This window comes from Streptomyces carminius, assembly GCF_002794255.1.
Taxonomy (GTDB): domain Bacteria; phylum Actinomycetota; class Actinomycetes; order Streptomycetales; family Streptomycetaceae; genus Streptomyces; species Streptomyces carminius.
Window position 1 is genome coordinate 171486 of sequence record NZ_PGGW01000067.1, and the last position, 21389, is coordinate 192874.

Genomic DNA, 21389 nt, shown 5'->3' on the forward strand with positions numbered 1-21389 from the left:
CGACACCACCGACACCACCGACACCGCCGACACGGCCCGCCCGGGGCGAACGCTCACTCCCCGGGGCAGCGGGACCAGGAGAGGTCGTAGAGGGAGCCCACCGGCCAGGACGTCGCGTCGAGGCCGATGAAGCTGGAGGTCGTCTCCGGATCCGAGGTTCCGGCGAGTACGCGCAGCCTCGAGTCGACGACCAGCCGGACCGTGCCGTCCTCGGGGCAGAGGGCCCGGTAAGGCGGGGTCTCCCGGGCGTCACCCTCCCTGACGAACAACAGTTCGTCGTAGGGGCCGCTGAACTCATGGGTGAAGGCGGGCCCGGGCTCCTGCCCCTCGTAGCGGAGGGCCGTCTTCAGCGTGGCGGACGCGCCCTCCTCCAGATACGCGTAGCCGTGGTGCTCGGCGGGCCACTGCACGGCGATGGTCCAGCCGTCGGGGACGCGGAAGTCCAGAGCGACTTGGCAGTTCTTCCGGAAGTCCACCGGGGCCGACCCCAGGCCCACGCGGGCTGTGTGGCTGCTGTAGAAGAGGTTGAAGCCCGAGTTGTCGGGGGCCACCGCGACCGCGACCGTCCCCTGCGGGCAGCCCGAGCCGTTGACCCGGGCGAGGTCGGCCCGCACCCGCTCGGTGGGAGGGCCGTCCGGGGGGTCGGACGCCGCCGCCTGGGGGACGAGGGCTGAGGTCAGCAGGGCCAGGACTGTGGCTCCCGCGGCGAGAACACCGGACATGGGGCCCCTCCGTCGGTATGGCTCCCCGGGTGTCCGCCGCATGAATGGGAGCGCTCCCATGCTAGAAGTGAGACGAAGACCCGGCAAGGCGCCGCACTGCGGCGGTATATGCCGGAACCAGCCGGCCCGCCGTCCACCGGTCGGGGCGGGCGGCGGAGCCCCGGTACGGTGGCGCGATGGGAACCGTCCGCCGGGTCGTCTCGCTCGTCCCCTCGCTGACCGAGGCCGTCGCCGCCACCGCGCCGGAGCTGCTGGCCGGGGCCACCGACTGGTGCGTCCACCCGGCCGGCCTGGACGTGCCACGGGTGCGGGGCACCAAGAACCCCGACGTGGCGCGGATCGCCGCCCTCGCCCCCGATCTCGTCCTGGCCAACGAGGAGGAGAACCGCCCGGCCGACCTCGCCGCCCTGCGGGCGGCCGGACTGGCGGTGCTGGTCACCGAGGTCCGCACGCTCCCACAGGCGTTCACCGAGCTGGACCGGGTGCTGACCGCCGGCTGCGGACTGCCCCGGCCCGCCTGGCTGGACGAGGCCGAGGAGGTCTGGCGGTCCCTCCGGCCGGCCTTCGACACCACCGCCGTCGTGCCCGTCTGGCGGCGGCCGTGGATGGTGCTCGGCCGGGACACCTTCGCCGGTGACGTACTGGCCCGCCTCGGGGTGCGCAACGCGTACGCCGGTCACCCCGAGCGGTACCCCCGGGTGGGGATCGCGGAGCTGAACGAGCCGGGCCGGGCCGGGCTGGCCGTCCTCCCCGACGAGCCGTACCGCTTCACCGCCGCCGACGGCCCCGAGGCGTTCCCCCGGCTGCCCGCCGCGCTCGTCAGCGGACGGCATCTGACCTGGTACGGGCCCACGTTGGCCGAGGCGCCCGCGGTGCTCAGCGCGGCGCTGGCCGCCGCCGTGCCCGCCGCTCCGCCGCGCTGACCAGCGCGCGCATCACCCGCACGTCCGCACCGGTGTCCGCCTCCGGGTGCCACTGCACCCCCAGGGTCCAGCCGGCCGCCCCCGGCAGTTCGACCGCCTCGACGGTGCCGTCCGCGGCGCGGGCGCCGACCACCAGCCCGTCCCCGAGCCGGTCCACGGCCTGGTGGTGGTAGGTGGGCACCGCCATACTCCGGGCGCCCTCCCCGCCGCCGTCCCCGCCGCCGTCCCCCCAGCCCTCCCCGGAGGACTCCCCGCCCAGCACCCGGGCCAGCTCCGTGCCCGGCACCGGGGTGACGGTGTGGGTGCCGAAGACACCGTCCGGTCCTTGGTGGCCCGTCAGATGCTGGACCAGGGTGCCGCCCAGGGCGACGTTGAGCAGCTGCGTCCCGCGGCAGATCCCCAACAGCGGCAGTCCGGCCGCCAGCGCGGCCCCGATCAGGGCGAGCTCCCAGGCGTCCCGTTCCCGCGCGGGCGGCCCGGTCTCCGGGCGCGGCGCGGCCCCGTAGCGGGCGGGCTCCACGTCCGGGCCGCCCGCGATCACCAGGCCGTCCAGCCGCGCCACCGCGTCGGCGGCGGCGCCGGGCGCGGCGTCCGGCGGCAGCAGCGCGGCCAGGCCGCCCGCCCGCTGGACCAGCCGGTGGTACCCGGCGGGCAGCAGCGCGGCGGGCTGGTCCCACACCCCCCACCGCACCGAGGACTCCAGATAGGTGCTGACACCGATGAGCGGGGCGGGCACGCGAACCTCCGGTCGGCCGTCCGTGTCCCGGTACGGCGGGCCGCCGTACCGGGCAGTCCCGATCCTGTTCCGGCGCGGGAGCCGGGGCAAGCCGGGCTGTCGGGGCGGTGCCGCCGGTCCCTCCTCGCGGACGCGTCCCCGCCGGGAGGCGTGAGAAGGGCGCCCAGGGGGCAGAGGTGGGCTTGTCCGGCGGTGCCGCCGAGGCATCCCCGCCCACCCCGACAGGAGACTCCGTTGGCAGACCCCAGATCCCCGCTCACCGCCGAGGAGCTGAGGCGGCGGGTGGCGGCCGGGGACATCGACACCGTCGTCCTGGCCTTCACCGACATGCAGGGCAGACTCCAGGGCAAGCGGTTCGCCGCCCCGTTCTTCCTCGACGAGGTGCTCGAACACGGCACCGAGGGCTGCAACTACCTGCTCGCCGTGGACGCCGACATGAACACCGTCGACGGTTACGCCATGTCCTCCTGGGAGAAGGGCTACGGGGACTTCGCCCTGCACGGCGACCCGGCCACCCTGCGCCTGACCCCCTGGAACCCGGGCACGGCCCTGATCACCGCCGACCTCGCCTGGCACGACGGGACGCCCGTGGCCGCCTCGCCGCGCCAGGTGCTGCGCCGCCAGCTCGACCGGCTGGCCGGGCACGGCCGGCGCGCGTACGCGGGCACCGAGCTGGAGTTCCTCGTCTTCCGCGACACCTACGAGTCGGCCTGGGAGCGCGGCTACCGCGGCCTGACCCCGGCCAACCAGTACAACGTGGACTACTCCGTGCTGGGCACCGGCCGGATCGAGCCGCTGCTGCGCCGCATCCGCAACGAGATGGCCGCCGCCGGGATGGCGGTGGAGTCCGCCAAGGGCGAGTGCAACCTCGGCCAGCACGAGATCGTCTTCCGCTACGCCGACGCGCTGACCACCTGCGACCAGCACTCCGTCTACAAGACCGGCGCCAAGGAGATCGCCGCCCAGGAGGGCGTGGCGCTCACCTTCATGGCCAAGTACGACGAGCGCGAGGGCAATTCCTGCCACATCCACCTCTCGCTGCGCGACGCCGACGGCCGGCCCGTCCTCGCCGACGACGACGCCCCGCACGGCATGTCGGGCCTGATGAGGCACTTCCTGGCCGGGCAGCTCGCCACGCTGCGCGAGTTCACCCTGCTGTACGCACCCAACGTCAACTCCTACAAGCGCTTCCGGCCCGGCTCCTTCGCCCCCACCGCCGTCGCCTGGGGACCGGACAACCGCACCTGCGCCCTGCGGATCGTCGGCCACGGCGCCTCGCTGCGGCTGGAGAACCGCCTCCCCGGCGGCGACGTCAACCCGTACCTGGCCGTCGCGGGCATGATCGCGGCCGGGCTGCACGGCGTCGAGCACGGACTGGAACTCCCCGGGCCGTGCACCGGCAACGCCTACGCCGGCGGCGCCGAGCGGGTCCCGGCCACCCTGCGCGAGGCCGCCGCACTGTGGCGGGACAGCCGGCTCGCCCGGGAGGCCTTCGGCGAGGAGGTGGTCGAGCACTACGCCAACATGGCCCGCGTCGAGCAGGAGGCGTACGACACGGCCGTCACGGACTGGGAGCGCTACCGCTCCTTCGAGCGGATGTGAGAGGAGGACGGCCGTGCCCCGGACGCTTCCCGGAACCGGTGCCGGACACGAACACGAGCACCGGGTGCGCAACCCGGCCACCGGGGAGGTGATCGCGACCGTCCCCGCCACCCCGCCCGCCGGGGTCGGCGCGGCCGTCCGGCGGGCCGCCGCCGCGCAGGAGCGCTGGGCGGCCCTCGCCCCCGGCGACCGGGCCCGGCTGCTGCGCCGCTTCGCCGCCGCCGTCGACGACCACCTGGACGAGCTGGCCGCCCTGGAGGTGCGCGAGGCCGGGCACCCGGTCGGCAACGCGCGCTGGGAGGCGGGCAACGTCCGCGATCTGCTGGAGTACGCGGCCGGGGGAGTGGAGCGGCTGACCGGCCGCCAGATCCCCGTCGCGGGCGGGGTCGACCTCACCTTCGCCGAGCCGCTCGGCGTCGTCGCCGTCATCGCCCCCTGGAACTTCCCCATGCCCGTCGCCGCCTGGGGCACCGCCCCGGCGCTGGCCGCGGGCAACGCCGTCCTCCTCAAACCCGCCGAGACCACCCCGCTCACCGCGCTGCGGCTGGCCGAACTCGCCCTGGCGGCGGGCCTTCCCGAGCACCTGTTCCAGGTACTGCCCGGCGCCGGGCCGGTCACGGGCACCGCGCTGGTGGAGCACCCGGGGGTCGCCAAGGTCGTCTTCACCGGCTCCACGGCCGTCGGGAAGGAGATCATGGCCCGCTGCGCGGCCCGGGTGAAACGCGTGACACTGGAGCTGGGCGGCAAGAGCCCCAACATCGTCTTCGCCGACGCCGACCTCGAACGCGCCGCAGCCGCCGCACCCGCCTCCTTCCTGGACAACTCCGGACAGGACTGCTGCGCCCGCAGCCGCGTCCTGGTCCAGCGGTCCGTGTACGACCGCTTCCTGGAGCTGCTGGAACCGGCCGTCCACGCGTTCACCGCCGGCGACCCGGCCGATCCCGCCACCATGATGGGCCCGCTGATCTCCGCCGCCCACCGCGAGCGGGTCCGCTCCCACGTCCCCGAGGACGCCCCCGCCGCCATCCGCGGGAAGGTGCCCTCCGGACCCGGCTACTGGTATCCGGCGACCGTCCTCACCGACGCCCGGCCGGACGACCCCGTCGCGGTGGAGGAGGTGTTCGGCCCCGTCGCCGTCGTCCTCCCCTTCGACGACGAGGCCGAGGCCGTCCGGCTGGCCAACGCCGGCGACTACGGCCTGTCCGGCTCGGTGTGGACCCGTGACCTCTCCCGCGCCCTGCGCACGGCGCGCGCCGTCGCCGCGGGCAACCTCTCCGTCAACTCCCACAGCAGCGTGCGCTACTGGACCCCCTTCGGCGGCTACAAGCAGTCCGGCCTCGGCCGTGAACTCGGCCCGGACGCGCTGGCCGCCTTCACCGAGACCAAGAACGTCTTCATCGGCACGGAGGAGTGAGCATTGACCGCAGCGGCAGGGGAACCGGCGGACGGGGCGGCCCGCGGTACGGCGGGCGGGACGGCGGGTGCGCCGGTGGGGGAGGCGGTGGGCGCCGAGACGGCCGTGGCCGGCCCGGCGGCCACCGTCTGCCGCCGGCTGGTGGGCCGTACCGCCGTCGTCACCGGGGCGGGCAGCGGCATCGGACTGGCCGGCGCCCGCCGGCTGGCCGCCGAGGGCGCCCAGGTGGTCTGCGCCGACATCGACCCCGAGCGCGGCCGGGCCGCCGCCGAGGAGACCGGCGGGCTGTACGTCGCCGCCGACGTCACCGACCCCGGTCAGGTCGAGGCGCTCTTCGAGACCGCGTACGGGACCTACGGCTCGGTCGACGTCGCCTTCAACAACGCGGGCATCTCCCCGCCCGACGACGACTCCATCCTCACCACCGGCCTGGACGCCTGGCGGCGGGTGCAGGAGACCAACCTCACCTCGGTGTACCTGTGCTGCAGGCACGTCCTGCCGTACATGCGGCGCCAGGGCCGCGGCTCGATCATCAACACAGCCTCCTTCGTCGCCGTCCTGGGTGCCGCCACCTCGCAGATCTCCTACACCGCCTCCAAGGGCGGGGTGCTGGCGATGTCCCGGGAGCTGGGCGTGCAGTTCGCCCGGGAGGGCATCCGGGTCAACGCCCTGTGCCCCGGACCGGTCGACACCCCGCTGCTGCGGGAGCTGTTCGCGAAGGACCCCGAGCGGGCGCGGCGGCGGCTGGTCCACGTCCCCATGGGCCGCTTCGCCCGGCCCGAGGAGATCGCGGCCGCCGTCGCCTTCCTGGCCAGCGACGACTCCTCGTTCGTCAACGCCGCCGAGTTCCTGGTGGACGGCGGGATCTCGGGCGCCTACGTGACCCCGCTGTAGCACGGCCCGTACTGCGGAGCGCGCACAGCCACTACTGTTCACCCGTGAGCATGACGACGCCGCCCGGCTGGCATCCGGACCCCGGGCACACCGGCCCCGGACCGGCACCGGAACGCTGGTGGGACGGCTCCGCCTGGACCGCCCACACCCGCTTCCCGGCCGGCCTCCCTCCGCAGGTCCCCCCGCCACCGGAGCGGCCGTCGCGCGGCCCGCTGGTGGCCGCCGTCATCGCCGCCGCGGTCGTGGTGACCGCGCTCGTCGCCGGGACGCTGCTCCTGCTGGGCGGCTCGGGGGAAGCCGGCGACCGGGCGCGTCCCGGCGGCGGCACCGGCGCCGACAAGAACCCCGGCGGCGATCCGACGGAAGACGGCACTCCGGGCGAGGGCCCGGAGGACTCCGAGGACGTGCCGCCGGACGGCGACGGTCCCGGCACCGCGGTCGACCGGACCAACGGTGTCAGCGTGCCCGTGCCCGAGGGCTGGAGCCAGGCGCGGACCGACACGGGGATCTGGCTGTCGAGCGGCTCCTACCCGTGCCCGGGGGACACGTCCCTGGGCTGTGTCCGCGGCGGGGTCTCCGTACGGCCCGCCGACCCCGGGGCGGGGACCGACCCCGAGGCGGTGGCCGAGGCGGACATCGCCCGCAACGCCGAGGAGTCCTACGACGCCAAGGCGTACGGCGGGGTCGCCGGCCACCAGGTCGTCTCCTCCGGCGAGGTCACCGTCGCCGGACAGCGCGGCCACCGGATCCGCTGGCGGATCGACAACCGGCTCGAACCCGACGCGTACGTGGAGTCGGTCGTCTTCCCCGCACCGGACGGCGGCCGGCTGCTGGTGATGCGGCTGGGCTTCGACGTCCACGCCGACGCCCCCTCCCCCGCCGAGATGGACCGCATCGTGTCGGGTGTCCGGGCCGCCGACGGCCCCGGCATGGAGGTCTGAGCACCGGTCGGCGGCTCGGGGCCCGGTGGCCCGGCGGGCTCGGTGAACCGCGTTTTGCTCATTCCCGTGCGTGTTTTCGGACGGCGGTGAACGCCCCGTCCGCCTCTCGCGTACCGCCGGGGAACGAGGCAGTGCAACGAGGAGGATCCATGCGCCCGAACCGTTCCAGCCGCAGAGTCAGCAGGCGGGGGCTGCCGCCACGCGCGGTGGCCACCGCCGTGGCGGCGCTGCTCGTACTCGCGGCGATCCCCGTGCTGATCTCCCTGCAGTCCGGCAGCAGCCAGGCCGAGGAGGGGCACAACTCCGCCGCGGTCAACTCACAGGACAGCGGGAGCGGAACCGGGAATGTGGGCCCGGTCACCGATGTGGACGAGGACTTCCTCGTCAAGGTCCGGCAGGCCGGACTGTGGGAGATACCGGCCGGCAGGCTCGCCCAGACCAACGCGTCCAGCGAGGCCGTCAAGCGCGCGGGGCTGCATCTGATCGACGGTCACTCCAAGCTCGACCAGCTCGTGCGCGAGGACGCCAAGATCCTCGGGGTCAAGATCCCCAATGAGGCCACCGAGGAGCAGCAGGGGTGGGTCAAGCAGCTGGAGCAGGCCCACGGCGAGGAGTTCGACCGGCTCTTCGCCAACCTGCTGCGCTCCTCGCACGGCAAGATCTTCGCCACCATCGGCGAGGTGCGTGCCGCCACCCAGAACGACCTGATCCGCAGGCACTCCCGGCAGGCCAACCAGACGGTCCTGGACCACTTGGAGGTGCTGGAGGACACCGGGCTGGTGGAGCCCGAGACCTTCGAGGAGGTGGAGGAGGCCGTCACCCCGTCCGAGTGAGACGGGCCCCGGTGAGGTGCCCGGCCCGTCCCCGCGGCAGACGGAGCGGGCCGGGCCCCGGCTCACAGGAAGGTACGGCCCTCACCGCGGTACGTCGGCACCGTCGCCACCACCTTGTCGCCCTCGATCAGGTGGAGCGCGGCGAAGCGCTCGCACAGCTCCCCGGCCTTGGCGTGCCGGAACCACACCCTGTCCCCGAGCAGCAGGTCGTCCGCGGCCGGCCCGAGCAGCGGGGTCTGCACCTCGCCCGGCCCCTCCGCCGGGTCGTAGCGCAGCCCGGCGGGCAGGTACGGCACCGGCAGCCGGTCCCGGCCCGCGGGACCGGAGGCCGGGTAGCCGCCGCCGAGCACCGTCACCACGCCCACCCCGGGACGCCGCACCACCGGCTGCGCGAACAGCGCCGCCGGACGGCCGGAGAACGCGGTGTAGTGGTCGAACAGCCGCGGCAGCAGCAGCCCCGAGCCCGCGGCGACCTCGGTGACCGCCTCCTCGGCGGCGGTGTGCTGCACGCTCCCGGTGCCGCCGCCGTTGACGAACTCCAGGTCCGGCGCGACCGCCCGTACCGCCCGCACCGCGGCCGCCCGCCGCCCGGCCAGCTCGCGCCGCGCGGCGGACTGCATCAGCCGCACCGCCCGCGACCGCAGCGGACGGCCGGGCACCGCGTCGCCCACCCCTGCGATGTGCCCCTCGTAGGCCATCAGCCCCACCAGCCGGAAGCCGGGGCGGCGCACCACCGAACGGGCCAGCGCGGCCAGTTCGGCGGGGGAGCGCAGCGGCGAGCGCCGGGCGCCGAACCGCAGCCGGCCGCCCAGCAGCCGCAGGGAGGTGTCCAGTTCCAGGCAGACCCGGATCTCCTCCCGCCCGCCGTCGCGCGCGGCGTCGATCAGCGCGAGCTGGGCCGGGTCGTCGACCAGCACCGTCACGGCCGCGGCCAGTTCGGGGTCGCCGGCCAGCTCGGCGTATCCGGCCCGGTCCGCCGACGGGTAGGCGAGCAGTACGTCGCGGCACCCGGAGCGGGCCAGCCACAGCGACTCGGCGAGGGTGAAGCTCATGACACCGGCGAACCCGTCCCGTGCCAGCGCCCGCTCCAGCAGGGCCCGGCAGCGCACGGACTTGCTCGCCACCCGGACCGGCTTGCCGCCTGCCCGGCGCACCAGATCGGTGGCGTTGGCGTCGAACGCGGCCAGGTCGACGACCGCGAGCGGCGCGTCCAGATGGACGGTGGCCCGGTCGTAGCGGGCCCGGTCGACGGCGGGATCAGCGGTCAACTCGAACATCCCGGCAGCCTGCCAGAGGCGGCAGGGCCCGGGACAGCCCCGGGCAACCCGCTCCCCGCCCCGGGGCCCCGGGGCGGGGAGCGGGTTGCCCGGACCGCGTCCGTTCCCCGTAGAGTGACGCGAACACCACGCCCGAACTCTGGCCAGAGGTGTGATGTCCGAATACCAACCGGCCTGCCCCGAAAGGGAGTCGACGGGGCGGCACAGAGCGCGAGGGGGTGCCGGTGAGCACTGAGGCCGACCCGGTCCGGACCCCGGAACCGATGAGGTCCCGGCCCGTCGTGCCACCGCGACCCGCCGCCGAGCCGCGCCCGCCGCGGGCCGCGGGCGCCGTGCCGCCCATACCCACCGGGCCGCCGCCGGCCTTCCCGGGCCCGCGGGCCTTCCCGGACGGACCGCCGCCCGCGCACCCGGTCGTCCCGCCGCCCGCGCCGCCGTCCGTCCCGGTGCCGGAGCGCGCCGGGCGGCGGCCGGTCCGCACGGCGGCCGCGGCCCTGTGCCTCGTCCTCGGTTTCGGACTGCTCGGCGGGGCCGCCGCCGGGACCTGGCTCACCGGGGACTCCGGCGGGGGCACCGCGGTCGGCTACGACGAGGCGCGCTCGCTGTGGCGGGAGACCCCCGTCGACACCCTCTTCCCCCCCACCCTGGACGGCTCCGGCGCCGGGCCCGGACAGGCCGACCGGCGCTGGGTCAGGATCGGGGTCGCCCCGGACGGCGGCTGCGCCGGGGCCTTCGACCCGCTGCTGGCCCGGGTGCTCTCCCCGGCCGGCTGCGAGCGGCTGCTGCGCGCCACCTACGTCGACGAGACCGGCAGCGGTGTCACCACCGTCGGGCTGCTGTTCACCGAGGCGGACCGCGCGGAGACGCGCGCCCTGCGGGAGCGGTTCGACCGGGAGGGACTCGCCCGCCGCGGCGACCTGATGCCCCGCCCCCACGCCGTGCCCGGCACCGCCGCCGCCGGCTTCGGCGACGCCCAGCGCGCGAGCTGGACGGTCCGGCCGCTGGCCGACGTGCCGGTCGTGGTCTACGCCGTCTCCGGCTTCGCCGACGGCCGGGCCGTCGAGGACCCGCGGCCCGCCGACGGGACCGGCGGGGCCGACCGGACCAGCGCCCCCGCCGAGTCGGGCCTGGGACACGACGCGCGGGGCATCGCCGACCGGATCGAGCGCGGGGTGCGCCGTGCCGCCGCACCCGGGACCACCGAGGGGGCCGGGAAGGACCGATGAACGCCACGGACACCCCCGCCGTCCCCGCCGCGCCGGCCCCCCGGCCCGTAGGCACCCGCCGCGCCGCCGCGTTCGGCGCCGCGCTGCTGGCGGTGCTCACGGTGCTCACGGGGGTGTGCGCGCTCGGCGTGGCCGCCGCGCCCGCCGCCCGCGCCGACGTCGTACGCGACCGGCAGTGGGGCCTGGACGCGGTGCGCGCCCGGGATGCCTGGCGGACCACCCGGGGGGAGGGCGTCACCGTCGCCGTGCTCGACACCGGGGTGGACGCCGGGCACCCCGATCTGCGGGACCGGGTGCTGCCGGGCCGGGACCTCGTCGGCTTCGGGGCCCGCGAAGGGGACGAGCACTGGGCCCGGCACGGCACCGCGATGGCCGGCATCATCGCCGGACGCGGGCACGGCCCCGGCGACACCGAGGGCGTCCTCGGTGTCGCGCCCGGGGCGCGGATCCTGCCGGTGCGGGTGCTGCTGGAGGACGGCGACCCGGAGCGGAAGAGGGCCCGCGAGGAACGGGGCGAGGCCCTGGCCGAGGGCATCCGCTGGGCCGTCGACCACGGCGCCGACGTCATCAACCTCTCACTCGGCGACGACAGCGCCGCCGCCAACCCCGACCCGGCCGAGGACGCCGCCGTGCGCTACGCCCTCGCGCGGGGCGCGGTCGTGGTCGCCTCCGCGGGCAACGGCGGGGAGGACGGCGACCGGGCCTCCTACCCGGCGGCCTATCCCGGCGTGATCGCGGTGACCGCCGTGGACCGCACCGGGGCCCGGGCCCCCTTCTCCACCCGCCGCTGGTACGCCACCGTGGCCGCCCCCGGCGAGGACGTCGTCATCACCTATCCGGACGGCGAGTACTACGAGGGCTGGGGCACCAGCGCCGCCGCCGCCTTCGTCTCCGGCTGCGCGGCCCTGGTCCGGGCCGCCCATCCGGAGCTCAGTCCGGCGCAGGTCAGGGAGCTGCTCACCGCCACCGCCCGGGACACCCCGCCCGGCGGGCGCAGCGACGCGCTGGGCGCGGGCATCGTCGACCCGGCCGCCGCCATCGAGCGGGGCGCCCGGGTCGAGCCGCGTCCGCAGCTGCCCGCGGCGGCGGCCCACCCGAAGCGGTACTTCGGTCCCGGTCCCGCCCCCGAACGGGAGGAGGACGGCTGGCTGGCGCCCGCCGCCGCGGCGGCGGGCATCGCGCTGGTGGTGTGCGCCGTGCTGCTGTACCGGGGGGCCCGGCCGCCCGGACCGGCCGGGGGGCGGCCGCCCGCCACCGGATGACGGCGGGCTACCCTCGTCGCGTGGCGCTCAAGAACATCCCCGATCCGGGCTTCGCCGACGACGACGGCTCCGCCGATCCCGCCCTCGCCCGGGCGCTGGCGGCCTGGGACCGGGACCGCTCGGCCGAACCGGAGGTGCTGGCCGCGCTCGCCGCGGCCCGGCTGCTGGTGCCGGTGGTCGCCGTGCTCGGCGAGGCGGAGACGGGGGAGGACGGCCTGCGCCGCGAGAAGACCAGCGACATGGCGGTGCCCGTCCTCGACGCCCCCGGCGGTCGGCGGGCCCTGCCCGCCTTCACCTCCACCGGCAGTCTGGCCCGCTGGCGTCCGGACGCCCGCCCGGTGGCCGTGCCCCTGCACCAGGCCCTGCGGGCAGCGGCCCAGGAGGGTGCCGACACGCTCGTGCTGGACCTCGCCGGACCGGTGGCCTACCAGCTCACCGGACCCGCGCTGCACGCCCTGGCCGAGGGGCGCACCGAGGCCGCCGGAGCGCCGCTGGAGGATCCGGCCGTCACCGAGGCGCTGCGGGCGGCGCTGGCCGCCGAGCCGGCCGTCCGCGCCGCCCGGCTGGCCGTGGCCCGGGAGGGGGGCGGTACCGACGGGGTGCTGGCCCTGCGGCTGGATCCCGGCGCCGGGGCCCGCGAGGTCGCCGGGCGGGTGGCGGCCCGTCTCGCGGCGGACGAGGTGCTCCGCGCCCGCCTGGTGCGCGGTCTGGACCTCGCCCTGCTGCCGCCGGACGGCCCGCTGCCGGGCCGGGAGCTGTACGACCGCGCCTGATCCCGCAGTCGCCCGGTGGCGGGCGGCGCCCCCGCCCGGTCCGGGCGGCCGGCCTCCCCGGTACAGCGGCACGGCGCGCACCGCGGGCGCGATGCGCGCCGCCGCGGGTGACTGCGGACACGGCTCGACCGGGCGCCCCGCCCGATGGCGGCGGCCGGGTCGGCTGTGGCTGCTTCCGGGCGTGCCGCCTCCGGTACCGCACGCGGCCGGGCAGTCCGGCCGGGATCAGCCCAGGACCGGCCCGGTGAACTTCTCGCCCGGGCCCTGGCCGGGCTCGTCCGGTACCAGTGAGGCCTCGCGGAAGGCGAGCTGGAGGGACTTCAGCCCGTCGCGCAGCGGCGCGGCGTGGTGGCTGCCGAGGTCGGGGGCGGCGGCGGTGACCAGCCCGGCCAGCGCGTTGATCAGCTTGCGGGCCTCGTCCAGGTCCTTGTGCGTCTCACCGCCCTCCGCCAGACCGAGGTTGACCGCGGCCGAGCTCAGCAGGTGCACCGCGACCGTGGTGATCACCTCGACCGCGGGAACGTCCGCGATGTCCCGGGTCATCGTCTCGAAGTCGACCGGTTCGTCGTTCCCGGCGGGACCGGGGGAGGACGGGGTGCCGCTGGTGTCGCTCATCGTTTTCGCTCCCTGCTGGACGGTGCGGTCCAGCCTAGAGCCCGTTCCCGCGCACACCCGCGCGGCACCGGCCGGGGGGAAACGCCCTCCGGCCCTGGTATGCTGGGACATCGACCGGCCGGACCGTACGCCCCGCCGAGCCCCTCCCCGTGAGCGGGCGGCGAGCGGACGTGTGATCCGGCCCGCAAGTGGAGGCTCCACAGCTCCCACCCGACCGACCTCCGGGCCGGCGGGTCAACGGTCAGGCTGCGCCCCGCGGTGTACCGCGGCGGTGCTCCCGGTCAATGAGGAGCCCCGCCTGCGTCCCGTCCGGGGCGTTTTCGCGTCCTGGTGCCGGTGGTCACCGAAACACACGTCCGTACGCGGCTGTCCGCCAGGCAACCGCGTGGCGCAACCTAGGAGGCCCCATCAGCGCCGAGCCCCGCATCAACGACCGGATTCGCGTCCCCGAGGTGCGACTCGTCGGTCCCAGTGGCGAGCAGGTCGGCATCGTGCCGCTTGCCAAGGCCCTGGAGCTTGCCCAGGAGTACGACCTCGACCTGGTCGAGGTCGCGGCGACCGCCCGTCCGCCGGTGTGCAAGCTCATGGACTACGGGAAGTTCAAGTACGAGTCGGCCATGAAGGCCCGTGAGGCGCGCAAGAACCAGGCGCACACGGTCATCAAGGAGATGAAGCTCCGGCCGAAGATCGACCCGCACGACTACGACACCAAGAAGGGTCATGTCGTCCGGTTCCTCAAGCAGGGGGACAAGGTCAAGATCACGATCATGTTCCGCGGTCGTGAGCAGTCCCGTCCCGAGCTGGGCTTCCGGCTGCTCCAGCGGCTCGCCGACGACGTCCAGGACCTGGGCTACGTGGAGTCCAACCCCAAGCAGGACGGCCGGAACATGATCATGGTTCTCGGTCCGCACAAGAAGAAGACCGAGGCGATGGCCGAGGCCCGTGAGGCACAGGCGGCCCGCAAGGCGGCCGGCCAGCAGGGCGGCCACGGGCACCGGGCTCAGGCCGAGGCCGAAGTTGAGGCCCCCGCGGAGGAGCGCGCCGAGGCATGACCCGGCGGCCCGCCCGCCGCCGGGGACCGGGACCCGCGGGTCCCCGACCGCAACCGAACAGCTGACGCTTCCGCACGCCGGCCCACGGCCGGCCGTGTCCGGGAGCGCCCCGGGCCGACAGGCCCGGGGAGGCACCGACGAGGAGAGAACGGCGACATGCCGAAGAACAAGACGCACAGTGGTGCACGCAAGCGCTTCAAGATCACCGGCTCCGGCAAGGTGATGCGCCAGCGCGCCGGCCGCCGCCACCTTCTCGAGCACAAGCCGTCCACGCTGACGCGCCGTCTCGCCGGCAAGGTCGAGATGGCTCCGGCCGACGCCAAGAAGGTCAAGAAGCTTCTCGGCAAGTGAGCCCGCCGCCCGCCGGAGCACACCGGCCGGGCACGGAACCTCGAAGACCGGAACCTCATCGAATTCCCGGGCCGGTGACGGCGCCGTGACCACCATGGCCACGGCGACCGGCACGCCACACCGGCCCCGCGACAAGGAGTAATCACGTGGCACGCGTCAAGCGGGCGGTCAACGCCCACAAGAAGCGCCGGGCGATCCTGGAGCAGGCCAGCGGCTACCGCGGCCAGCGGTCCCGTCTGTACCGCAAGGCGAAGGAGCAGGTCACCCACTCCCTCGTCTACAACTACAACGACCGCAAGCGCCGCAAGGGCGACTTCCGGCAGCTGTGGATCCAGCGGATCAACGCCGGCGCCCGGGCCAACGGCATGACCTACAACCGCTTCATCCAGGGGCTGAAGGCCGCCGAGGTCGAGGTGGACCGCAAGATCCTGGCCGACCTGGCGGTCAACGACCCGAACGCGTTCGCCGCGCTGGTCGAGGTGGCCCAGAAGGCGCTGCCGAGCGACGTCAACGCCCCCAAGGCGGCCTGACGACGTACCGGCTCCGTCCCGGGGACGCCCCGGGAACCCGGCCCGGGTGTCGTGGACGCCGTCGGACCCGCGGGCCCGCGCCCGCGGGTCCGACGGCGTCCACGGGCCCGACGTCGTCCCCGACACCCGGTGCCCCGGCCCGGAACCGCCCGCCCCGCCGAGAAGCCCCAGAAGCGAGAACGCCGCACCATGGCCGCCGCCCCGGAACTGACCTCTCCGCGCTCCCCGCGTGTCGTCGCCGCCCGGCGGCTGGCCCGCCGCGCCACCCGGGCCAAGGAGCGCCGCTTCCTCGCGGAGGGGCCCCAGGCCGTACGGGAGGCGGCCGTCCACCGCGGCGGCGGTGAGCCCGCCCTCGCCGAACTGTTCACCACCGAGGAGGCCGCCGAGCGGCACGCCGACGTCGTCGCGGCCGCCCGGGCCGCCGGGGCCCGGATCCGCACCACCACCGACGAGGTGATCGCGGAACTCTCCCAGACCGTCACCCCTCAGGGGCTGGTCGGCGTGTGCCGCTTCCTCGACCGGCCCTTCGAGGCGGTGCTGGCCGCCCGCCCGGAACTGGTCGCCGTCCTCGCCAGGGTCCGGGACCCGGGGAACGCCGGGACGGTGCTGCGCTGCGCGGACGCCGCCGGCGCCGACGCGGTGGTGTTCACCGACGCCTCGGTGGACCCGTACAACCCCAAGGCCGTACGGGCCTCCGCCGGCAGTCTCTTCCATCTGCCCGTCGCCGTCGGAGTCCCCGCCGAACAGGCCGTGGCCGGACTGCGGGCGGCCGGGGCGCGGGTGCTGGCGGCCGACGGCGCCGGTGAGCGCGACCTGGACACCGAGCTGGACGCCGGGCGCATGGGCGGCCCCACCGCCTGGGTCTTCGGCAACGAGGCATGGGGGCTGCCGGAGGAGACCCGCGCACTCGCCGACGAGGTGGTGCGCGTGCCCATCCACGGCCGCGCCGAGAGCCTGAACCTCGCGACCGCCGCGGCCGTATGCCTCTACGCGTCCGCCCGCGCGCAGCGTGCTGCGGGAGGGTGCCGCTCGGTCACTCCGAGCTAGTAGGGTGGCGTGCCCGGAAGCCCGGAAGCCCGGAAGAGGGGGTGAGCGGGAGTGGACGTGAGGATCTCCGGCGGGCGGGACAGCGGTGTGTCCGGAGCCGTTCCCGACGGTGCCGGAACGGGCGGTACGGCCTTCGGACCCCGTCCGTCCCGCGAGCCGGAGCCACCGCCCGCCCCGCCCCGCGGCGGCCGGGAGACAGATACCGGTGACTCCCGCTCCGATGCCGGGGCCGCCGCCGGGCCCGGCATCCACCCCGACGACCTCCCCGACGGGCTGGTCGTCGCGGACGCCGCCGGCCGGGTCGTCTGCTTCAACTCCGCCGCCGCCCGCATCACCGGACGGCCCGCGGCCGAGGCCCTGGGCCGTTCCGTCGAACAGGTCCTGCCCCTGGAGGACCTCAGGGGGCGCCGCTGGTGGCGGGTCACCGACCCGTACGGCGGCCTCGCCATCCGCACCGGCCAGCCCGAGCGCAACCTCTTACTGCCCGGCGGCCGGGAGGTGCTGGTCTCCGCGCGGTACGTCCGCCCCCACCGCACCGGCCCGGTCGACCGGCTCGTCATCACCCTGCGCGGCACCGAGGCCCGGCGGCGCAGCGAGCGGAGCAACGCCGAGCTGATCGCCACCGTCGCGCACGAACTGCGCTCGCCGCTCACCTCCGTCAAGGGCTTCACCGCGACCCTGCTCGCCAAGTGGGAGCGGTTCACCGACGATCAGAAGCGGCTGATGCTGGAGACGGTGGACGCCGACGCCGACCGCGTCGCCCGGCTCATCACCGAACTGCTGGACATCTCGCGCATCGACTCCGGCCGGCTGGAGATCCGCCGCCAGCCCGTCGACCTGCCCGCCGCCGTCGACCGCCATCTGCGGGCGTACGTCGCCGCCGGCCAGGACCCGGCCCGGTTCGTCCGCCGGACCGGCCGCCCGCTGCCCGCCCTGTGGGCGGACCCGGACAAGATCGACCAGGTCCTCGGCAACCTGCTGGAAAACGCGGTGCGCCACGGCTCGGGAACCATCACCATAGAGGTGGCACCGGCACGGACGAAGAGCGGCGACGAGGGGACGGCGGTCACGGTGGGCGACGAGGGTCCCGGCATCCCCGAGGAGTCGATGAGCCGCGTCTTCACCCGCTTCTGGCGCGGCAGCAAGCGCGGCGGCACCGGGCTGGGCCTGTACATCGTCAAGGGCATCGTCGAGGCCCACGGCGGGACGATCACGGTCGGCCGCTCCGCCGCGGGCGGCGCCGAGTTCCGGTTCACCCTGCCCGTGGGGGCTCCGGCGTTCCTGGCCTGAGCCGCTCCCGGCGCCGGAAGCCGGGCGGGACCCACGGGCTCCTCCGCGTGTCACCGCGACACCGCACGCCCCGTAGACTCGGCATTCAGCGTCCTTTGGCGGTCCGGGCCCCGGTTCCGCCGCGGTGAGACGCCGAAGCGCCGAAGCGGAGCGAAGCAGCCAGTCCGAAAGCACGGGCCAACCGAAGAGCACGGGAAGAGATGTCCGCACCCAACAAGTCGTACGACCCCGTCGAGGTCGAGGCACTGAAACCGGAAGAGATCGACCGGGCACGGGACGCGGCGCTCGCCGCGATCGCCGCCGCGGGAGATCTGGAGGCGCTGCGCGAGGTGAAGGCCGCCCATGCCGGCGACCGCTCCCCGCTCGCCCTGGCCAACCGCGAGATCGGTGCCCTGCCGCCGCACGCCAAGGCGGACGCCGGCCGCCGGGTGGGCCAGGCCCGCGGAGCGGTGAGCCAGGCCCTCAAGAAGCGCCAGGAGGAGCTGGAGGCCGAGCGCGACGAGCGGGTGCTGGTCGAGGAGGCGGTGGACGTCACACTGCCCTACGACCGCCTGCCCGCCGGTGCCCGCCACCCGCTGACCACGCTGTCGGAGCGCATCGAGGACGTCTTCGTGGCCATGGGCTACGAGGTGGCGGAGGGCCCCGAGGCCGAGGCCGAGTGGTACAACTTCGACGCCCTCAACATCGCCCCCGACCACCCGGCCCGCACCATGCAGGACACCTTCTTCGTCCAGGGGGCCGAGGGGTCCGCGGACGGGGAGGCCGGTGTGGTGCTGCGCACCCACACCTCGCCGGTGCAGATCCGCTCCCTGCTGACGCGCGACCTGCCGGTGTACGTGATCTGCCCCGGCCGGGTCTACCGCACCGACGAGCTGGACGCGACCCACACCCCGGTCTTCTCCCAGGTCGAGCTGCTCGCCGTGGACGAGGGTCTGACCATGGCGGATCTGCGGGGCACCATCGACCACATGGTCCGGGCGCTGTTCGGCGAAGGGCTGGGCACCCGGATGCGGCCGTCGTACTTCCCCTTCACCGAGCCGTCCGCCGAGGTGGACATGGTGTGCTTCGTCTGCCGCGGCGCCTCCGTCGGCGATTCCGGCCGCCCCTGCCGCACCTGCTCCTCCGAGGGCTGGATCGAGCTGGGCGGCTGCGGCATGGTCAACCCGCGGGTGCTGACCGCCTGCGGGGTGGACCCGGAGCGCTACAGCGGCTTCGCCTTCGGGTTCGGCATCGAGCGGATGCTGATGTTCCGCCACAACGTCGAGGACATGCGAGACATGGTCGAAGGTGACGTCCGGTTCACCCGGCCGTTCGGGATGGAGATCTGATGCGGGCCCCGCTTTCGTGGCTGCGGGAGTACGTCGACCTGCCGGCCGGCCAGACCGGCCGCGACGTCGCGGCGAGGCTGATCGCCGCCGGGCTGGAGGTCGAGACCGTCGAGCGGCTCGGCGCCGGCATCACCGGGCCGCTGGTCGTCGGCCAGGTGCTGGCGATCGAGGAGCTGACCGGCTTCAAGAAGCCGATCCGGTACTGCCAGGTGGACGTCGGGGACGCTGGGGGTACCACCCGGGCCGGAGGCTCCGGGGGAGGCACCGGCGAGCCGCAGAACATCGTCTGCGGCGCCACCAACTTCGCCGTCGGCGACAAGGTCGTGGTGATCCTGCCCGGCGGCGTGCTGCCCGGGGACTTCCGGATCAGTGCCCGCAAGACCTACGGCCGGCTGTCCGAGGGCATGATCTGCTCGGCCAGTGAGCTGGGCATGGGCGACGACCACTCGGGCATCATCGTGCTCCCGCCCGAGTACGAGGTGGGCACCGACGCGATCGAACTGCTGGAACTGGTCGACGAGGTGCTCGACATCGCCGTCACCCCCGACCGCGGCTACTGCCTGTCCATGCGCGGCATCGCCCGGGAGACGGCCATCGCCTACGGCCTGCCGCTGCGCGACCCGGCGCTGCTGGACGTCCCGGTGCCCAACGAGCACGGCCACCCGGTGCGGATCGACGACCGGCGCGGCTGCGACCGCTTCACCGCCCGCACCGTCACCGGGGTCCGCCCCGACGCGCGCTCCCCGATCTGGCTCCAGCGGCGGCTGCAGAAGGCCGGGATGCGCCCGATCTCGCTGCCGGTGGACATCACCAACTACGTGATGCTCGAACTCGGCCAGCCGCTGCACGCCTACGACCGCTCCCGCGTCAGCGGGGCGATCGGCGTGCGCCGTGCCCGGCCGGGCGAGAAGCTCACCACCCTCGACGGGACCAAGCGCGAGCTGGACCCGGAGGACCTGGTCATCACCGACGACAGCGGGCCGATCGGCCTGGCCGGGGTGATGGGCGGCGCCGACACCGAGATCGCCGACGGGCTGGACGCGGCGGGCACCACCGAGATCGTCGTCGAGGCCGCGCACTTCGACCCGGTCGCCATCGCCCGCACCGCGCGCCGGCACAAGCTGTCCTCCGAGGCGTCGCGCCGCTTCGAGCGCGGTGTGGATCCGCAGGCCACCTCCGCCGCCGCCCAGCGCACCGTCGACCTGCTGGTGCTGCTGGCCGGGGGCACCGCCGAGGCGGGCGTCACCGAGATCGTCTCGCCCAGCGGCCCGCACACCGTCAAGATGCGCGCCGACCACCCGGACAAGGTGGCGGGCGTGGTCTACGGGCGGGAGACCGTCGTACACCGTCTGCAGGAGGTGGGCTGCGACGTCTACGGCGCCGACGAGCTGACCGTGACGGTGCCCTCGTGGCGGCCGGACCTCACCGATCCCAACGACCTGGCCGAGGAGGTCATGCGGCTGGAGGGCTACGAGTCCCTGCCCGCCACCCTGCCGCGGCTGCCCTCGGGCCGCGGCCTGACCGAGCGACAGCGCCTGCACCGCCGGATCGGCCGCGCGCTGGCCGGGGCGGGCTACGTCGAGACGCCGAACTACCCGTTCCTCGGCGACACCGCCTTCGACCGGCTCGGTCTGGCGCCGGACGACAACCGCCGCCGCACCGTACGGCTGGCCAACCCGCTCTCCGAAGAGGAGCCGGCGCTGCGCACCACGCTGCTGCCGGGGCTGCTCACCGCCCTGCGCCGCAACGAGGGACGGGGCTCGGCGGGCGGTCACGGCGGGCTCGCGCTGTTCGAGACCGGTCTGGTCTTCCTGCCCACCGGCGAGGAGGTCCCCGCCGTACGGCTGCCGGTCGACCGCCGCCCGACGGACGAGGAGATCACCGGGCTGGAGGCCGCGCTGCCGGTGCAGCCGCGCCGTGCCGCGGTCGTCCTGGCCGGGGCCCGCGAGCCGGACGGCTGGTGGGGTGCCGGTCGCCCGTCCACCTGGGCGGACGCCGTGGAGGCGGCCCGTACCGTCGCCGTCCAGGCAGGGGTGGAGCTGACGGTGACGGCCGACCGGCACGCCCCGTGGCACCCGGGCCGCTGCGCCGCGCTGCACGCCGGGACCGACGGCGGCGGGCGCGTCCTCGTCGGCCACGCCGGCGAACTGCACCCGCGCGTCATCAAGGCGATGCACCTGCCCGCCCGCACCTGCGCGATGGAGATCGACCTCGATCTGCTGGAGCGGGCCTCCTCCGGCGCGGTACAGGCGCCCGAGGTGTCCACCTTCCCGGTGGCCACCCAGGACGTCGCGTTGGTGGTGGACGACTCCGTCCCGGCGGCCGAGGTCGAGACGGCCCTGCGGAAGGGCGCGGGCGAGCTGCTGGAGTCGCTGCGGCTGTTCGACGTCTTCACCGGTGAGCAGCTCGGCGAGGGGAAGAAGTCGCTGGCGTACACGCTGCGCTTCCGCGCGCCGGACCGCACGCTGACCGCCGAGGACGCCTCCGCCGCCCGGGAGGCCGCCGTGGCCGCCGCGGCCGAGCGCACGGGCGCGGTGCTGCGCGGCGCGTAGCGCGCACGCGGTGCGCGGCGG

At 75.4% G+C, this 21389-nt stretch carries 20 protein-coding genes; 16 read left to right on the top strand and 4 right to left on the bottom strand.

Annotated features, from left to right (window positions below; all coding sequences use genetic code 11):
* Positions 1 to 53 precede the first annotated feature (53 nt).
* Positions 54 to 722, bottom strand: a complete 669-nt coding sequence (locus tag CUT44_RS25100; RefSeq protein WP_158239665.1) for a DUF4360 domain-containing protein — start codon at positions 720 to 722, stop codon at positions 54 to 56.
* A gap of 176 nt (positions 723 to 898) precedes the next feature.
* Between CUT44_RS25100 and CUT44_RS25105 the strand changes: the two genes are divergently transcribed.
* Positions 899 to 1645, top strand: a complete 747-nt coding sequence (locus CUT44_RS25105; RefSeq protein WP_100204211.1) for a helical backbone metal receptor — start codon at positions 899 to 901, stop codon at positions 1643 to 1645.
* Here the strand turns inward: CUT44_RS25105 and CUT44_RS25110 are convergent.
* The gene (locus tag CUT44_RS25110) at positions 1599 to 2381 is read right to left on the bottom strand and encodes a gamma-glutamyl-gamma-aminobutyrate hydrolase family protein (RefSeq protein WP_233221650.1); all 783 of its coding nucleotides are present in this window, start codon (positions 2379 to 2381) and stop codon (positions 1599 to 1601) included. The genes CUT44_RS25105 and CUT44_RS25110 overlap by 47 nt on opposite strands.
* Positions 2382 to 2615: 234 nt before the next feature.
* Here CUT44_RS25110 and CUT44_RS25115 point away from each other — a divergent pair, with 234 nt between their 5' ends.
* From CUT44_RS25115 to CUT44_RS25135, 5 genes are all read left to right on the top strand, one after another.
* Positions 2616 to 3983, top strand: coding sequence for a glutamine synthetase family protein (locus tag CUT44_RS25115; RefSeq protein ID WP_100204213.1), 1368 nt, complete (start codon positions 2616 to 2618; stop codon positions 3981 to 3983).
* Positions 3984 to 3996: 13 nt separating this feature from the next.
* The gene (locus tag CUT44_RS25120; protein ID WP_100204214.1) at positions 3997 to 5397 is read left to right on the top strand and encodes an aldehyde dehydrogenase family protein; all 1401 of its coding nucleotides are present in this window, start codon (positions 3997 to 3999) and stop codon (positions 5395 to 5397) included.
* Between the two features lie 87 nt (positions 5398 to 5484).
* Positions 5485 to 6291, top strand: a complete 807-nt coding sequence (locus CUT44_RS25125) for a 3-oxoacyl-ACP reductase (RefSeq protein WP_199185849.1) — start codon at positions 5485 to 5487, stop codon at positions 6289 to 6291.
* A 50-nt stretch (positions 6292 to 6341) separates the two neighbouring features.
* Positions 6342 to 7232 carry a DUF2510 domain-containing protein gene (locus CUT44_RS25130; protein ID WP_100204215.1) on the top strand — a complete coding sequence of 297 codons (891 nt, stop codon included), beginning with the start codon at positions 6342 to 6344 and terminating at the stop codon, positions 7230 to 7232.
* 149 nt (positions 7233 to 7381) lie between these two features.
* Positions 7382 to 8065, top strand: a complete 684-nt coding sequence (locus tag CUT44_RS25135) for a DUF4142 domain-containing protein (protein WP_100204216.1) — start codon at positions 7382 to 7384, stop codon at positions 8063 to 8065.
* A gap of 62 nt (positions 8066 to 8127) precedes the next feature.
* On the opposite strand, the gene CUT44_RS25140 is transcribed toward CUT44_RS25135, so the two are convergent.
* Positions 8128 to 9342: an amino acid deaminase/aldolase gene (locus CUT44_RS25140; protein WP_408646793.1), complete on the bottom strand. Its 1215-nt coding sequence runs from the start codon at positions 9340 to 9342 to the stop codon at positions 8128 to 8130.
* Between the two features lie 281 nt (positions 9343 to 9623).
* On the opposite strand from CUT44_RS25140, the gene CUT44_RS25145 reads away from it, so the two are divergent.
* From CUT44_RS25145 to CUT44_RS25155, 3 genes are read left to right on the top strand one after another with little or no spacing between them, the layout of a single operon-like run.
* Entirely contained in the window at positions 9624 to 10568 is a 945-nt protein-coding gene (locus CUT44_RS25145; RefSeq protein WP_146252304.1) for a hypothetical protein, read from the top strand.
* The gene (gene mycP, locus CUT44_RS25150) at positions 10565 to 11830 is read left to right on the top strand and encodes a type VII secretion-associated serine protease mycosin (RefSeq protein ID WP_100204218.1); all 1266 of its coding nucleotides are present in this window, start codon (positions 10565 to 10567) and stop codon (positions 11828 to 11830) included. Before CUT44_RS25145 ends, mycP begins: the two co-directional genes overlap by 4 nt.
* Positions 11831 to 11850: 20 nt before the next feature.
* Positions 11851 to 12603 carry an SseB family protein gene (locus CUT44_RS25155; RefSeq protein WP_199185834.1) on the top strand — a complete coding sequence of 251 codons (753 nt, stop codon included), beginning with the start codon at positions 11851 to 11853 and terminating at the stop codon, positions 12601 to 12603.
* A gap of 225 nt (positions 12604 to 12828) precedes the next feature.
* Here CUT44_RS25155 and CUT44_RS25160 read toward each other — a convergent pair whose 3' ends face one another.
* On the bottom strand, positions 12829 to 13218 hold the full coding sequence (locus CUT44_RS25160; RefSeq protein WP_100204219.1) for a DUF1844 domain-containing protein: 390 nt from the start codon (positions 13216 to 13218) through the stop codon (positions 12829 to 12831).
* 407 nt (positions 13219 to 13625) lie between these two features.
* Between CUT44_RS25160 and infC the strand changes: the two genes are divergently transcribed.
* The 7 genes from infC to pheT all read left to right on the top strand — a co-directional run bounded on the left by infC (position 13626) and on the right by pheT (position 21368).
* Positions 13626 to 14270, top strand: coding sequence for a translation initiation factor IF-3 (gene infC / locus CUT44_RS25165; RefSeq protein ID WP_100204457.1), 645 nt, complete (start codon positions 13626 to 13628; stop codon positions 14268 to 14270).
* A 156-nt stretch (positions 14271 to 14426) separates the two neighbouring features.
* Positions 14427 to 14621, top strand: coding sequence for a 50S ribosomal protein L35 (gene rpmI / locus CUT44_RS25170; RefSeq protein WP_031507617.1), 195 nt, complete (start codon positions 14427 to 14429; stop codon positions 14619 to 14621).
* A 146-nt stretch (positions 14622 to 14767) separates the two neighbouring features.
* Positions 14768 to 15151, top strand: coding sequence for a 50S ribosomal protein L20 (rplT, locus tag CUT44_RS25175; protein WP_093662401.1), 384 nt, complete (start codon positions 14768 to 14770; stop codon positions 15149 to 15151).
* A gap of 189 nt (positions 15152 to 15340) precedes the next feature.
* Positions 15341 to 16198 (top strand): TrmH family RNA methyltransferase, encoded by an 858-nt coding sequence (locus CUT44_RS25180; protein ID WP_100204220.1) that lies wholly within the window; start codon positions 15341 to 15343, stop codon positions 16196 to 16198.
* A 246-nt stretch (positions 16199 to 16444) separates the two neighbouring features.
* Positions 16445 to 17488 carry a sensor histidine kinase gene (locus tag CUT44_RS25185; protein ID WP_233221673.1) on the top strand — a complete coding sequence of 348 codons (1044 nt, stop codon included), beginning with the start codon at positions 16445 to 16447 and terminating at the stop codon, positions 17486 to 17488.
* A 200-nt stretch (positions 17489 to 17688) separates the two neighbouring features.
* The gene (pheS, locus tag CUT44_RS25190) at positions 17689 to 18816 is read left to right on the top strand and encodes a phenylalanine--tRNA ligase subunit alpha (RefSeq protein WP_100204221.1); all 1128 of its coding nucleotides are present in this window, start codon (positions 17689 to 17691) and stop codon (positions 18814 to 18816) included.
* On the top strand, positions 18816 to 21368 hold the full coding sequence (gene pheT, locus CUT44_RS25195; protein WP_100204222.1) for a phenylalanine--tRNA ligase subunit beta: 2553 nt from the start codon (positions 18816 to 18818) through the stop codon (positions 21366 to 21368). Before pheS ends, pheT begins: the two co-directional genes overlap by 1 nt.
* Positions 21369 to 21389: the final 21 nt, after the last annotated feature.

Excerpts from the sequence above, each read along its gene's own strand:
- pheS (WP_100204221.1), top strand. The coding sequence starts at position 17,689 with ATGTCCGCACCCAACAAGTCGTACGACCCCGTCGAGGTCGAGGCACTG.
- rpmI (WP_031507617.1), top strand. The coding sequence starts at position 14,427 with ATGCCGAAGAACAAGACGCACAGTGGTGCACGCAAGCGCTTCAAGATC.
- CUT44_RS25130 (WP_100204215.1), top strand. The coding sequence starts at position 6,342 with ATGACGACGCCGCCCGGCTGGCATCCGGACCCCGGGCACACCGGCCCC.
- CUT44_RS25180 (WP_100204220.1), top strand. The coding sequence starts at position 15,341 with ATGGCCGCCGCCCCGGAACTGACCTCTCCGCGCTCCCCGCGTGTCGTC.
- CUT44_RS25100 (WP_158239665.1), bottom strand. The coding sequence starts at position 722 with ATGTCCGGTGTTCTCGCCGCGGGAGCCACAGTCCTGGCCCTGCTGACC.
- CUT44_RS25160 (WP_100204219.1), bottom strand. The coding sequence starts at position 13,218 with ATGAGCGACACCAGCGGCACCCCGTCCTCCCCCGGTCCCGCCGGGAAC.
- CUT44_RS25135 (WP_100204216.1), top strand. The coding sequence starts at position 7,382 with ATGCGCCCGAACCGTTCCAGCCGCAGAGTCAGCAGGCGGGGGCTGCCG.
- CUT44_RS25140 (WP_408646793.1), bottom strand. The coding sequence starts at position 9,342 with ATGTTCGAGTTGACCGCTGATCCCGCCGTCGACCGGGCCCGCTACGAC.
- pheT (WP_100204222.1), top strand. The coding sequence starts at position 18,816 with ATGCGGGCCCCGCTTTCGTGGCTGCGGGAGTACGTCGACCTGCCGGCC.
- mycP (WP_100204218.1), top strand. The coding sequence starts at position 10,565 with ATGAACGCCACGGACACCCCCGCCGTCCCCGCCGCGCCGGCCCCCCGG.
- CUT44_RS25105 (WP_100204211.1), top strand. The coding sequence starts at position 899 with ATGGGAACCGTCCGCCGGGTCGTCTCGCTCGTCCCCTCGCTGACCGAG.